13 protein-coding genes and 1 pseudogene are annotated in these 12,223 nt (G+C 74.2%); 9 read left to right on the top strand and 5 right to left on the bottom strand.

The features are described from left to right. Window positions 1-28 precede the first annotated feature (28 nt). Window positions 29-778 carry a DUF2470 domain-containing protein gene (locus tag ACGFIE_RS32630; RefSeq protein WP_393302149.1) on the top strand — a complete coding sequence of 250 codons (750 nt, stop codon included), beginning with the start codon at window positions 29-31 and terminating at the stop codon, window positions 776-778. A gap of 15 nt (window positions 779-793) precedes the next feature. Here ACGFIE_RS32630 and ACGFIE_RS32625 read toward each other — a convergent pair whose 3' ends face one another. The 3 genes from ACGFIE_RS32625 to ACGFIE_RS32615 all read right to left on the bottom strand — a co-directional run bounded on the left by ACGFIE_RS32625 (window position 794) and on the right by ACGFIE_RS32615 (window position 2,964). Further along, a complete protein-coding gene (locus ACGFIE_RS32625) occupies window positions 794-1,390 on the bottom strand; it encodes a TetR family transcriptional regulator (protein ID WP_393302146.1) in 597 nt (198 codons plus the stop codon). A gap of 81 nt (window positions 1,391-1,471) precedes the next feature. Further along, the gene (locus ACGFIE_RS32620) at window positions 1,472-2,227 is read right to left on the bottom strand and encodes an ABC transporter permease (protein ID WP_393302143.1); all 756 of its coding nucleotides are present in this window, start codon (window positions 2,225-2,227) and stop codon (window positions 1,472-1,474) included. Next, window positions 2,224-2,964, bottom strand: a complete 741-nt coding sequence (locus ACGFIE_RS32615; RefSeq protein ID WP_393302140.1) for an ABC transporter ATP-binding protein — start codon at window positions 2,962-2,964, stop codon at window positions 2,224-2,226. Before ACGFIE_RS32615 ends, ACGFIE_RS32620 begins: the two co-directional genes overlap by 4 nt. Before the next feature lie 192 nt (window positions 2,965-3,156). On the opposite strand from ACGFIE_RS32615, the pseudogene ACGFIE_RS32610 reads away from it, so the two are divergent. The 4 genes and pseudogenes from ACGFIE_RS32610 to ACGFIE_RS32595 form a co-directional block, all read left to right on the top strand. Further along, a pseudogene (locus ACGFIE_RS32610) lies at window positions 3,157-3,843 on the top strand (phosphoribosyl-AMP cyclohydrolase); the annotation flags it as partial. Between the two features lie 180 nt (window positions 3,844-4,023). Next, a complete protein-coding gene (hisI, locus tag ACGFIE_RS32605) occupies window positions 4,024-4,452 on the top strand; it encodes a phosphoribosyl-AMP cyclohydrolase (RefSeq protein WP_393302199.1) in 429 nt (142 codons plus the stop codon). Continuing rightward, complete coding sequence (locus ACGFIE_RS32600) at window positions 4,449-6,002, top strand: anthranilate synthase component I (RefSeq protein WP_393302137.1); 1,554 nt, start codon at window positions 4,449-4,451, stop codon at window positions 6,000-6,002. The genes hisI and ACGFIE_RS32600 overlap by 4 nt, the downstream gene beginning before the upstream one ends. Beyond that, window positions 5,999-6,571 carry a Trp biosynthesis-associated membrane protein gene (locus ACGFIE_RS32595; RefSeq protein WP_393302134.1) on the top strand — a complete coding sequence of 191 codons (573 nt, stop codon included), beginning with the start codon at window positions 5,999-6,001 and terminating at the stop codon, window positions 6,569-6,571. The genes ACGFIE_RS32600 and ACGFIE_RS32595 overlap by 4 nt, the downstream gene beginning before the upstream one ends. Here ACGFIE_RS32595 and ACGFIE_RS32590 read toward each other — a convergent pair whose 3' ends face one another. Then, window positions 6,572-6,841, bottom strand: coding sequence for a hypothetical protein (locus ACGFIE_RS32590; protein ID WP_363688696.1), 270 nt, complete (start codon window positions 6,839-6,841; stop codon window positions 6,572-6,574). A gap of 488 nt (window positions 6,842-7,329) precedes the next feature. On the opposite strand from ACGFIE_RS32590, the gene trpC reads away from it, so the two are divergent. From trpC to trpA, 3 genes are read left to right on the top strand one after another with little or no spacing between them, the layout of a single operon-like run. Then, window positions 7,330-8,133, top strand: a complete 804-nt coding sequence (trpC, locus tag ACGFIE_RS32585; protein WP_039906616.1) for an indole-3-glycerol phosphate synthase TrpC — start codon at window positions 7,330-7,332, stop codon at window positions 8,131-8,133. Window positions 8,134-8,170: 37 nt separating this feature from the next. Then, window positions 8,171-9,409 carry a tryptophan synthase subunit beta gene (gene trpB / locus ACGFIE_RS32580; RefSeq protein WP_393302131.1) on the top strand — a complete coding sequence of 413 codons (1,239 nt, stop codon included), beginning with the start codon at window positions 8,171-8,173 and terminating at the stop codon, window positions 9,407-9,409. 1 nt (window position 9,410) lies between these two features. Next, window positions 9,411-10,214: a tryptophan synthase subunit alpha gene (gene trpA, locus ACGFIE_RS32575; RefSeq protein WP_363688700.1), complete on the top strand. Its 804-nt coding sequence runs from the start codon at window positions 9,411-9,413 to the stop codon at window positions 10,212-10,214. Between the two features lie 121 nt (window positions 10,215-10,335). On the opposite strand, the gene ACGFIE_RS32570 is transcribed toward trpA, so the two are convergent. Beyond that, complete coding sequence (locus tag ACGFIE_RS32570) at window positions 10,336-10,908, bottom strand: NUDIX hydrolase (protein WP_393302128.1); 573 nt, start codon at window positions 10,906-10,908, stop codon at window positions 10,336-10,338. A gap of 101 nt (window positions 10,909-11,009) precedes the next feature. Between ACGFIE_RS32570 and lgt the strand changes: the two genes are divergently transcribed. After that, a complete protein-coding gene (gene lgt / locus ACGFIE_RS32565) occupies window positions 11,010-12,212 on the top strand; it encodes a prolipoprotein diacylglyceryl transferase (RefSeq protein ID WP_393302125.1) in 1,203 nt (400 codons plus the stop codon). The last annotated feature ends 11 nt before the right edge of the window (window positions 12,213-12,223 follow it).

The raw sequence follows: 12,223 nt of genomic DNA, 5'->3' as shown, positions 1-12,223 counted from the left end.
TAGCCTAACCTCTTAAGGAGGTCGTGCCATGCGGCCCAGCCCCGCCGAGATCGTGCGTACCCTCGTCGCCGGTCGGCTGCCCGGTCTCGTCCACCTGGCCCGCCGGCCGGGCCCGCACCACGCCCGGCACGTGACCGACCCCGACGGCCGGGTGCTGCTGCTGGTGCCGGTGGCCAGCCACCTGGGCGCCGCGCTGCAACCGGTCGCCGGGGGCGCCGACGTCGCAGTGGTCCTGGACGTCCTCGACCTGCCGCCCGCCGCCGGCGCTCCCGGGCTGGGGCGGGCCTGGGTGTCCGGCTGGGCGGCCGAACTGCACGACGAGGAGGCGCGTCGCGCGGCGCTCGACTTCGCCGCGGTCGAGCCGACCGGCGACCTGCTCGACGTGGGCGTCCGGTTCCGGCTGTTCCGCTTCGAGGTGGCCGAGGTCCGCTGGGAGCGGGCCGGCGTCGTGCACCGGATCGACCCGCTGGAGTACGCCGAGGCCGAGCCGGACCCGGTACACCCGTTCGAGGCGCTGCTGCTGGCCGACCTCGCCGAGCGCGACGCCGACCAGGTGACCGCCTACCTGCGCCGGCAGCTCGGGTTGACCGAGCAGACCCCGGACGGGCCACCCCGCGTGGTACGCATCGACCGTTACGGCCTGGTGGTCACCCTCGGTCGCCCCGGCGCGCGGCGGCGCGTCCGGCTGGCGTTCCCGTGTCCGCTGGCCGACCCGGACGAGCTGGGCCGGCTGCTGCCGCCGCTGCGTCGCCCGGCCGACGCCCGCCCACCGCGCTGACCCACCCCGCCCGGTCTAGGTGGGCAGCTCTCCGGTGACGTACCGCTGGATGGTGGGGCCGATGGCGGCGACCAGGGTGTCCGGGTCGGCGGACGCCACCGGCTCCATGCGTACCACGTACCGGATCATCGCCAACCCGACCAGTTGGGTGGCGACAAGTGATCCGCGCAGCGGCAGCTCGGCCGGGTCGACGTCGAGTTGGTCGAGCACCCGGCGCAGCACCTGCGTGGTGATGAACTCCCGCAGCAGGCGCGCCGTCCACTCGTTGCTCACCGCCGAGCGCAGCAGCGCCACCCCGGCGCTGCCGGCCGGGGAGTCCCAGATGCCGACGAACGTGCGTACCAACCGTTCACCCACGCCGTCCCGGTCACCGGCGAGCACCCTCGGCAGCATCTCCCCGGGGTCGACGGGGAAGTTCATGGCGGCCAGGAAGAGCTGGTCCTTGCTGCCGAAATAGTGGTGCACCAGCGCCGGGTCCACCCCGGCGGCGGCGGCGATGCCGCGGATCGGAGCGGCGTCGAAGCCGCGCTCGGCGAACGCCGCCCGCGCCGCGTCCAGGATCGACTCCCGGGTGTCCGGGTTGCCGGGTCGCCGGCCGGTCCGCCGCGTCATCGCCGCCCTTCGTTCGTCGCTCACACCGCCGGTCGCCCGACGGCTGGCGGCAACCCGCGTGCGCGGGCCGCCGCCGGCCGGTCAGCCGGTGCGCCGGCGCAGGGTCGCCGCCGCGAGCACCAGCGCCAGCACCGCCGCGCCGAGCACCACACCCACATCCCGCCACATGGTGCCGGTCGGCTCGGCGTTGGCGCCGACCTCCTGCAAGGCCTCGATGGCGTACGACAGGGGGAAGGCGTCACTGAGCGCCTGGAGCCAGCCGGCCATCTGGTCGCGGGCCACGAACAGCCCACACAGCAGCAGTTGGGGGACCACCACGACCGGCAGAAACTGTACTGCCTGGAACTCGGTGCGGGCGAAGGCGCTGCACAGCAGCCCGAGAGCGACGCCGAGCACCGCGTCGAGCACCGCGATCCCGATGACCAGACCACTGCTGCCGACGGTGCGGAGATCGAATATCCAGTACGCCACGCCGGCGGCGACCGCGGCCTGCACGGCGGCGGCCAGCCCGAACGCGATGCCGTACCCGAAGAGCAGGTCGAGCTTGCCCAGCGGGGTGGTGAGCAGCCGTTCCAGGGTGCCGGAGGTGCGCTCCCGCAGCATCGCGATGCTGGTGACCAGGAACATGATCACGAAGGGGAAGATGCCCAGCATCACCAGCGCGATCCGGTCGAACATCGACGGCTGCCCCGGCGGGGTCGGGTGGTCGACGTACATGAAGTAGACCAGGGTGAGCAGGAGGGCCGGCACCAGCACGAGCAGCGCGATCGTGCGCCGGTCGTGCCGGAGCTGACGCAGGATGCGGCCGGTGGTGGCCGCCAGGATCCGCGGGTTCACGAGTTCTCCCGTCCGGCCGGCGCGTCGGCCGCGCCGGCCCTGATCAGTCGCAGGAACGCCTCGTCGAGGTCGTCCACGCCGGCGGCGGCGCGGATCGCGGCCGGGCTGTCGTCGGCGATCAGCCTCCCCTGGCGGATCAGCAGCAGCCGGTCGCAGCGGGCCGCCTCGTCCATCACGTGACTGGACACCAGCAGGGTGGTGCCGGCGGCGGCCATGGCGTGGAACCGGGCCCACAGGTCGGCCCGCAGCACCGGGTCCTGACCGACTGTCGGCTCGTCGAGGATGACCAGCTCCGGGTCGCCGACCAGGGCGCAGGCCAGCGAGGCCCGACTGCGCTGACCACCGGAGAGGGTGACGACAAGTTGACCTGCCGCCTCGGCCAGCCCGACGTCACGCACCGCCTGGTCGGCCTCGGCGCGACCACGGCCGTACAGGGCCGCGAAGTAGCGGGCGTTCTCCCGGACGGTCAGGTCGGCGTAGACGCTCGGCGCCTGGGTGAGGTAACCCACCCGGTGCCGCAGGGCCGGAGTGCCCGCCGGCTGGCCCAGCACGGTGACCGTCCCCGTGCTGACCACCTGCACCCCGACCACCGCCCGCATGAACGTGGTCTTGCCGCTGCCGCTGGGCCCCAGCAGACCGGTCACGGCGCCGTGCGGAACGGCGCAGCTGATGCCGTCCAGCACCCGCCGCCCGCCCCGGTCGACCACCAGGTCGCGGACGCGTATCGCGTCGTCCATTGCGCACCTCCGAGAAACTCATCATCTGTTGAACTCAACGCTAGATGAGATACCGCCGCCCGCGCAACGACCCGCCTCCCCGCCGGTGCCCGCCGTCGCACCCAGCGGCAGAACGGGCAGTAGGCTCCGGACCGGACAGCAGGTCCGGCAACGGGCATTGCGCACCGATCGGGCGTACGGCACGATGGCGCCGTGGGTCACGCTCCGTTACCGCACAGCGGGTTTCTCGAGGACTGGGCCGCGCGGTTGCGGGACGCCGCCGAACGGCCGGTCGTCGGCATCCTGCTGCGCGGCAGTCACGCCCGACGGGCCGCCACCGCGCACAGCGACGTCGACCTCGACGTGCTGGTCGGCGGCTCTCCGTACGCTGCCCGCCGCGCGTACCTGGCCGAGACGGCCGGCCGGGTCACCCACGTCTCGGTGGCCGCGCGGGACGTCCGCTCCTGGGTGCGCCGGCTCGGGAAACCGGCCGACTGGGCGTTCGGGCTGCCGGTCACCGCGCCGGCCCGGCTGCTCTGGGCCGACCCGCACTGGCGGCCCCGGATCGACCTGCCGGTGCTCTGCCAGCCCGCCGAACCACCCCGGCTGGAGGAGCTGATCGCCATGCTCGGCAAGGCCGCCGCCGCCCGGACCGCGGTCGACCGCCTCGGGGTCCGGCTCGCCGTCGCCGACCTCGCCCGACTCTGCCCGTCGGTGCTGCGCCCGGCGAACCCGTCGGTACGGGTGTCCTCCCGTCGGGCGGCGTTCGAGGCCGCCCTGGAGCTCCCGGTCGCCCCGGCCGGCTACCGGGAGGACATGCTGCTCTGCCTCGGGCTGCGTCCCGGCGGCACCGGGCAGCTCTGGGCCGCCGCCGTGCGGCTGGTCGCCGGGACCCTGCCGTTGATCCGCCCGTACGCCGCGGAGATCGCCGAGGCGGCCGGCACCGACCTGGCCGAGGCCCTCATCGACGGCCGGCTGGACCGCTACGTGGCCCAACTCGCCCGGCCGGTGGCCCACCCGCCGAACTCTCGGCGGGAGCCGTCGCCGGTTCCCGCCCCGCGTGCGGGACAATGGGCAACTGTGCCCGTACCTGACGCGCCGGTGACCGGCGTCCCCAGCGAACCGAGCGGCCCGGCGGCGTCGACGCCGGTCCGTCCGTCCCGGCTCGACCCGGCCATCGCGGCCCGGCTGCGCCGCAGCGCCGACGGTCTGGTCGCCGCCGTGGTGCGCGCGCACGACTCCGGCGAGGTGCTGATGGTCGCGTGGATGGACGACGAGGCGCTGCACCGCACCCTCACCACCGGCCGGGCCACCTACTGGTCGCGCAGCCGCCGGGAGTACTGGGTCAAGGGCGCCACCTCCGGGCACCACCAGTACGTGCGCTCGGTCGCGCTGGACTGCGACGGCGACGCGCTGCTGGTGAGCGTCGACCAGGTCGGCGCGGCCTGCCACACCGGGCACCGGACCTGCTTCTACACCGAACTGCCGGTGACGAGGGCGGACGCATGACCGACGGCGCGGTGAGCCCCGACCTGACCACGTTCACCGACGTGGCTGCCCGCTGGCGCGTCGTGCCGGTCACCCGACGCCTGCTGGCCGACGCCGAGACCCCGGTGGGTGTCTACCGCAAGCTCGCCGGCGGGCCCGGCACGTTCCTGCTCGAATCCGCCGAACAGGGCGTCGGCTCGGCGGGCACGGCCTGGTCGCGGTACTCGTTCATCGGCGTCCGCAGCAGCGCCACCCTCGTCGAGCGGGACGGGGTGGCGACCTGGCTCGGCCAGCCGCCGGCCGGGCTGCCCACCGACGGCGACCCGGTGCGGGTGCTGCGGGACACCGTCGCGGCGCTCGCCGGCCCGCCCGGGGACCCGTCCGACGGTCTGCCCCCGTTGACCGGGGGCATGGTCGGCTACCTCGGCTACGACCTCGTCCGCCGCTTCGAGCGGCTGCCCGAGCTGACCGAGAACGACCTGGGCGTACCGGAGCTGGGCATGATGCTCGCCACCGACCTGGTGGTGCTCGATCACTACGACGGCTCGGCGATCCTGGTCGCCAACGCGGTGCTGCCGCCGCTGGACACCCCGGGCCGCGACGCGCAGGTCGCCGCGGCGTACCACCACGCGGTGGGCCGCCTCGACGCGATGACCACGGCGCTGTCCCGACCGATCCCACCGATGATCTCCACAGTGGAGCGTCCGCCGGCCGGTGAGGTCCTCTGTCGTACGCCCGAGGGTGGTTACCTGAAGGCGGTGGAGGCCGCCAAGGAGGCGATCCGGGCGGGCGAGTGCTTCCAGATCGTGCTGTCCCAGCGCTTCGAGCGGGCGACGCGCGCCGACCCCCTGGACGTCTACCGGGTGCTGCGCACCAGCAACCCCAGCCCGTACATGTACCTGCTGCGCTTCGACGGGTTTGACATCGTCGGCTCGTCACCGGAGGCGCACCTGAAGGTCACCGCCGACGTCGACGGACGGCGTCGGGCGCTGCTGCACCCGATCGCGGGCACCCGGCCGCGCGGCGCCACCGCGACGGCCGACGCCGGGCTCGCCGCCGAGCTGCTCGCCGATCCCAAGGAGCGCGCCGAGCACGTGATGCTCGTCGACCTGGGCCGCAACGACCTGGGCCGGGTCTGCGAGCCGGGCAGTGTCCAGGTGCCCGAGTTCGCGACAATCGAGCGGTACAGCCACGTCATGCACATCGTCTCCACGGTGACCGGCACGCTGCGTGACGACCGCTCGGCGTTCGACGCGCTCGCCGCGACCTTTCCGGCCGGCACGCTCTCCGGCGCGCCCAAGGTGCGGGCCATGGAGATCATCGAGGAGTTGGAGCCGGTTCGCCGCGGCCTCTACGGCGGCACGGTCGGCTACTTCGGGTTCGGCGGCGACCTGGACATGGCGATCGCCATCCGGACCGCGCTGATCCGCGACGGACGCGCCTACGTGCAGGCGGGCGCCGGGGTGGTCGCCGACTCCGATCCGGCCGCCGAGGAGCAGGAGACCCGCGACAAGGCCGCCGCCGTGCTGGCCGCGATCGCGGCCGCCGAAACGCTGAGGCCGGCCCGATGAGCGCGGGCGTGGGTGGTCGGCGTCAGCTGACGTACGCCATGTTGTTCTGCCTGGCCGGCGCGGGCCTGGCGCTGTGGGCGGCGACCCGGGGCTGGTCGGTCGAGGTGACCGCGCGTCCGGCGCCGTTGCCGCCGGTGCGCGAGGCCCGCAGCGGGGCCGCCCTGCTGCCGTGGCTGCCGGCGCTGGCGCTTGTCACGCTGGCCGGCGGTGGCGCGGTGCTGGCGACCCGCGGTCGGGTGCGGCGGGTGCTGGGCGTGCTGCTGGGCGCTCTGGGCGTGGCGGTGGCGGCGGGTGGCGGGTACGGGTTGGTAGCCGATCTCGGCGGCGTGGTGAGCCGGCAGTGGCCGGCGCTCTGCCTGCTCGGCGGTCTGCTCGCCGCCGTGGGCGGCGGGTGGACGGCGCTGCGGGGCGGCGGGTGGCCGGCGATGGGCGCACGTTACGAGCGGCCGACGCGGACCGTCACGGAGAGTGGCCCCCCGGCGGTCGCCCCGCCGAGCCCGATGGTCGGGCGGCGGACCACCGAGGCGTGGGACGCGTTGGATCGGGGCGAGGACCCGACAGCGGGCTGATCAGCCGACCGGCTGACGTTCCCGCTGCCGGCGGGCCGAGGCGGCGCGGGCGGCGGCCAGCTCGGCCACCAGGCGGTCCAGTTCGGCACGCTGGTCGGCGCGGGCACGGTCGGCGCAGACCGCCTCCCAGGCGTTGCCGCGCGCCGTGCGTACCCGGCCCTCGCCGACGACGGCCCGCTCCAGGGTGTGCACCACGCCGACGGCCAGCGACGCCACGGTCCGTGAGATGGTGGTCAGTCCGATGCTCGGGTTCGACTCGGCAATGCTCATGGGTCACCCCGCACGAGGAGTTGGCGGACGGTCGGGCAGGCGCGTCATCGAGTCTGCCCGAGGACGATGCTGCCCGGCTGACGTTTCGCCGGGGTGACCGCCCGGTCAACTGTCCCGCCATGCCCGCGACCTGGGACCGGCCGTTCGGCCTTGAGCTTGCTCACAGCATCGATCGGTGTCGTTGTCGTCGGGCGGCGGGGCGGAACCAGTGGCATGATCGATGGGTCGGCCCGGTTCGACCGGGGCCGCCGGGCTCCCGTCGTGTGACGGCGGTCGATACCGGAGGTGGCGCTGCGTGACATCCCGTTCACGGCAAGTCGGCCATTATGCCGCAGCCCTTTTCGTGAGCAGCGCCATACCCCCGGCTCCCGGCGTCGGTCGGCTGCCCCTAGCATCGGCCCATGACACCCGGAGAGGGGAGTCCGTTGGTGACTGCTGAGCATGCGCACGCGGAGGGGGACGAAGCCGGTCAGGCGGCGTCCGTAAGCGTGCTCGACGAGATCCTGGCTGGCGTGCGCGAGGACGTCGCCCGACGCCAGGAGCAGGTTCCGTTGGAACGGATCCGTGAGCTGGCCGCGGCGGCGCCGCCGCCGCTGGACGCGTACGCGGCGTTGCGTAAGCCCGGCGTCGCGGTCATCGCCGAGGTCAAGCGCTCCTCGCCGTCGAAGGGCCGGCTGGCCGAGATCGCCGATCCGGCCGATCTCGCCGTCGACTACGCGGCGGGCGGGGCGCGGGCCATCAGCGTGCTGACCGAGGGGCGCTGGTTCGGCGGGTCGCTGGACGACCTGGCCGCCGTGCGGGCCGCGGTCACCGTGCCGGTGCTGCGCAAGGACTTCGTGGTCTCCAGCTACCAGGTGCACGAGGCGCGCGCGCACGGCGCCGACCTGGTCCTGCTGATCGTGGCCGCCCTCGAGCAGAACGTGCTGATGGGCCTGCTGGAGCGGATCGAGTCGCTGGGCATGACCGCGCTGGTCGAGGTGCACGACGAGGAGGAGGCCGACCGCGCCCTGGAGGCCGGCGCGCAGGTGATCGGCGTCAACGCCCGTGACCTGCGTACCCTTCAGGTGGATCGGTCGGTGTTCGAGCGGATCGCGCCGGGCCTGCCGAGCAGCGTCGTCAAGATCGCCGAGTCCGGCGTCCGCGGGCCACACGACCTGATCCGGTACGCCTCCGCGGGCGCGGACGCGGTTCTCGTCGGCGAGGGCCTCGTCACCCAGAAGAGCCCACGCGAGGCGGTGGCCGAACTGGTCAACGCCGGCAACCACCCGGCGACGCCCCGGCCGGTGCGCTGACCCGCGCCGGTGTGACGCCCCACCGAGAGGATTTCCGATGAGCGCCGATGCGCTGGCCCCGGTGGCCGGCTCGCAGCCCGACTCCGCCGGCCACTTCGGCCGCTTCGGCGGCCGGTTCGTGCCCGAGGCCCTGGTGGCCGCGCTGGACGAGCTCGACGGGGCGTGGCGTACGGCGATCGCGGACGAGTCCTTCCGGGCCGAGTTCGGCGCGCTGCTGCGCGACTACGCGGGCACGCCGTCGCTGCTCTACGAGGCCCGGCGGTTCTCCGCGAAGGTCGGCGCGCGGGTGCTGCTCAAGCGTGAGGACCTCAACCACACAGGCGCCCACAAGGTGCGCAACGTGCTCGGCCAGGCGCTGCTCACCAAGCGGATGGGCAAGACCCGGGTCATCGCCGAGACCGGGGCGGGGCAGCACGGCGTCGCCACCGCGACCGCCGCCGCCCTGTTCGACCTGGAGTGCGTGGTCTACATGGGCGAGGTCGACACCGAGCGGCAGGCGCTCAACGTGGCCCGGATGCGGATGCTCGGCGCCACGGTCGTCCCGGTCGTCACCGGCTCGCGGACCCTCAAGGACGCGATGAACGAGGCGATGCGCGACTGGGTGGCGAACGTCGACGAGACCCACTACCTGATCGGCACCGCCGCCGGGCCGCACCCGTTCCCGGCGATGGTCCGGGACTTCGTCCGGGGCATCGGCGACGAGGCCCGCCAGCAGTGCCTCGACCTGACCGGCGCGCTGCCGGACGCGGTCGCCGCCTGCGTCGGCGGCGGTTCCAACGCGCTGGGCATCTTCCACGCCTTCGTCCCCGACGAGGACGTGCGCCTCTACGGCTTCGAGGCCGGCGGCGACGGGGTCGCCACCAGTCGGCACGCCGCGAGCATCACCGGCGGGTCGGCGGGCGTGCTGCACGGCGCTCGCACGTACGTGCTGCAGGACGCCGACGGGCAGACGCTGGAATCGCACTCGATCTCCGCCGGCCTGGACTACCCGGGCGTCGGGCCCGAGCACGCGTGGCTGCACGACACCGGCCGCGCCAACTACCTGCCCGTCACCGACGCCGAGGCGATGGCCGCGTTCGAACTGCTCTGCCGCACCGAGGGGATCATCCCGGCGATCGAGAGCGCGCACGCGCTGGCCGGCACCGTGACCCTCGCTCCGAAGCTGGCCGCCGAGCTGGGCCGGGAGCCCACCATCGTGGTCAACCTCTCGGGGCGGGGCGACAAGGACGTGCACACCGCCGGGGACTACTTCGGCATCCTCGACAAGGAGCACTGAGATGAGCCGCATCGGGGTGGCCTTCGACAAGGCCCGGGCCGACGGGCGGGCCGTGCTGGTCGGCTGCATGCCGGCCGGGTTCCCGACCGTCGAGGGCAGCATCGCGGCCATGACGGCGATGGTCGAGGCAGGCGTCGACGTCATCGAGGTGGAGATCCCGTACTCCGATCCGGTGATGGACGGCCCCGTCATCCAGAAGGCCAGCGACATCGCGCTGGCCGGCGGCGTCCGCACGGCCGACACGCTGCGCATCATCGAGGCGGTCGCGGCGACCGGTGCGCCGGTCGTCACGATGACCTACTGGAACCCCATCGAGCGGTACGGCGTGGACGTGTTCGCCCGCGACCTCGCCGCCGCCGGCGGAACCGGCCTGATCACGCCGGACCTCATCCCCGACGAGGCGGCCGAGTGGCTGGCCGCTTCGGACGCGCACGGCCTGGACCGCACCTTCCTGGTGTCGCCGTCGTCCACCGACGCCCGGGTGGCGATGACGGTGGACAACTGCCGGGGCTTCGTCTACGCCACTGCCGTGATGGGGGTGACCGGCGCCCGCACGCGTACCTCCGACGCGGCCCCCACGCTGGTCTCGCGGGTTCGCGCGGTCACCGACCTTCCCGTCGGCGTCGGGCTGGGCGTGGGCACCGGCGCGCAGGCCAGCACGGTCGCCGGGTACGCCGACGGGGTGATCGTCGGCAGCGCGCTCGTCCGTTGCGTGCTCGACGCCCCCTCCGAGGCCGAAGGGCTGGCCGCGCTGCGCACCCTGAGCGCCGAACTCGCCGAGGGCGTCCGCAACCCCGCCCGCTGAGCCCACCTCGCTGGTCTTTCACTGCTGGGCACCGCGAGCCGTGGCTCGCGGGCCCTGCCTTCTGGGCGTTGGCGCGCGGACGCGCCGGGAACAACTGCGACGCCGGAGGGCACTGCGACGCTCAGAGCAGGAGGGAGGGGTCTGCTGGCGCCTCACCGCGCTGCTCCGGCGGAATACCGGCTGCCGGACTGGTCCCCTCGGTCGGGGGCGCGGCAGCCGGTGGCGGGGAGTCGACGGTATCGGGCACCCGAGGGACGGTCCGCAGGACGCCGGAACGGCCGGCGAGCGCGTCGGTGACTGCCGCCCGGGTGAGCGGGGTGACGGCCTCGGGCAGCGCGTCGGGGGCGTGCCAGGACAGCCGGCAGCCCGGCGGCGGATCGGCTGTCGGTCGCCCCTCGGCGGCACGCGCGCGGAACACGTGCACCAGGACGTCCGGCAGCGGCCCGGCCCGCCCCGCCCGCGCATGCGTCGTCGGGCCGTCGAGGTGGTAGACCCCGACCAGGTCGACCAGGTCGATCTCCCAGCCGGTCTCGGCGGGGATGTCGCGCAGCGCCGCCCGCACCGGGCTCTCCGCGGGGCGCAGCCGGCCGCCGGGCAACGCGTACCGGCGCTGGCCCCGGCCCTGGCGGCAGAGCAGCACCCGGCCCGCGTCGTCGGTGACGACCGCGACGACCGCCCAGGTGAGCGCGCTCATGGACAAAGAGCGTACGGCGGCGCAAACCAGAAGTCATCGGGATCCGCGCACGGCGGCCCGGGGTGCCGCTGCGGGGGTGCGCAGCGGTAGCGTGTGCACCCGTGACCATCGCCTCGCTGTCCCCCCAGGCGGCCCTGCCCAGTCCCAGCACCGCCGTCTGGCAGCTCGGGCCGTTCCCGCTGCGGGCGTACGCGCTGTGCATCATCGCCGGCATCGTGGTGGCCTGCTGGGTGACCGAGCGGCGCCTGCGTCAGCGCGGCGTCGCTCCGGGCGCGGTGCTCGACATCGCCGTCTGGGCGGTGCCGGCAGGCATCATCGGCGCCCGCATCTACCACGTGATCACCTCCCCGGAGAAGTACTTCGGCGCCGGTGGCGAACCGCTGAAGGCGCTCTACATCTGGGAGGGCGGTCTCGGCATCTGGGGTGCCGTCGCCGGTGGCGCGGTCGGCGCGTGGATCGCGGCCCGGCAGCTCGGCATCCCGTTCGGCGTGGTGGCCGACGCGCTCGCGCCGGGGTTGCCGCTGGCCCAGGCGATCGGCCGGTTCGGCAACTGGTTCAACAACGAGCTGTTCGGCGGCCGTACGACGCTGCCGTGGGGTCTGCAGATCCACCGGATGGACCCGGACAATCCGGGGCACGCGCTGCGGGACGACGCCGGCAAGCCGATCCTCGAACCCGGCCTCTACCACCCGACGTTCCTCTACGAGGCGCTGTGGAACCTCGGCGTCGTCGCACTGGTCCTTCTCCTGGACCGGCGGCTGCGGCTGGGGCGGGGTCGGGCGTTCGCGCTGTACGTGATGGGCTACACCGCCGGCCGGTTCTGGATCGAGCTCATGCGGACCGACGAGGCGAACCAGATCTTCGGCGTACGTCTCAATGTCTGGACCGCGGCCCTGGTCTTCCTCGGCGCGTTGATCTACTTCGTGCGGGTCCGCGGCCCCCGGGAGTACCTGATCCCGATCGGTGTGGCGGCCACCTCCACGCCGCCGACCACGTCCGACCTGTCCCAGGTCGACATCTCCGAGGGCCAGACCAGCGCGCGCGCCGCCGCCCCGGAGGGTTACCGGGTGGTCAGCGAGGAGCAGTACGACACCTGGCGGGACACCGGCGTGGCGCCTCCGGAGCCGGCCGACGAGGTACGCCCCCAGGGAGCCGAGCCGCTCGACGACGAGGTGAACGACGAGGCGGCCGACGACGAGGCAGCCGGCACCCGCGACGACGGGCCGGTGGACGGCACGCGGGAGGCGCGCGACGACGACCGGGCCGACGCCGCCGGCGTGCGGCCCGCCGACCGGGACAGCTGAGCGGGGGCGAC

The organism is Micromonospora sp. NPDC049275 (assembly GCF_043197115.1).
In the GTDB taxonomy this organism is placed as follows: domain Bacteria; phylum Actinomycetota; class Actinomycetes; order Mycobacteriales; family Micromonosporaceae; genus Micromonospora.
The sequence above is the reverse complement of the archived record's forward strand: the minus strand, read 5'-3'. Positions and strand labels throughout refer to the sequence as shown.

Coding starts and splice junctions, on each gene's coding strand:
- ACGFIE_RS32630 (WP_393302149.1), top strand. CDS start 29: ATGCGGCCCAGCCCCGCCGAGATCGTGCGTACCCTCGTCGCCGGTCGG.
- ACGFIE_RS32625 (WP_393302146.1), bottom strand. CDS start 1,390: ATGACGCGGCGGACCGGCCGGCGACCCGGCAACCCGGACACCCGGGAG.
- ACGFIE_RS32615 (WP_393302140.1), bottom strand. CDS start 2,964: ATGGACGACGCGATACGCGTCCGCGACCTGGTGGTCGACCGGGGCGGG.
- ACGFIE_RS32600 (WP_393302137.1), top strand. CDS start 4,449: ATGACCGACGGCGCGGTGAGCCCCGACCTGACCACGTTCACCGACGTG.
- ACGFIE_RS32595 (WP_393302134.1), top strand. CDS start 5,999: ATGAGCGCGGGCGTGGGTGGTCGGCGTCAGCTGACGTACGCCATGTTG.
- ACGFIE_RS32590 (WP_363688696.1), bottom strand. CDS start 6,841: ATGAGCATTGCCGAGTCGAACCCGAGCATCGGACTGACCACCATCTCA.
- trpB (WP_393302131.1), top strand. CDS start 8,171: ATGAGCGCCGATGCGCTGGCCCCGGTGGCCGGCTCGCAGCCCGACTCC.
- trpA (WP_363688700.1), top strand. CDS start 9,411: ATGAGCCGCATCGGGGTGGCCTTCGACAAGGCCCGGGCCGACGGGCGG.
- ACGFIE_RS32570 (WP_393302128.1), bottom strand. CDS start 10,908: ATGAGCGCGCTCACCTGGGCGGTCGTCGCGGTCGTCACCGACGACGCG.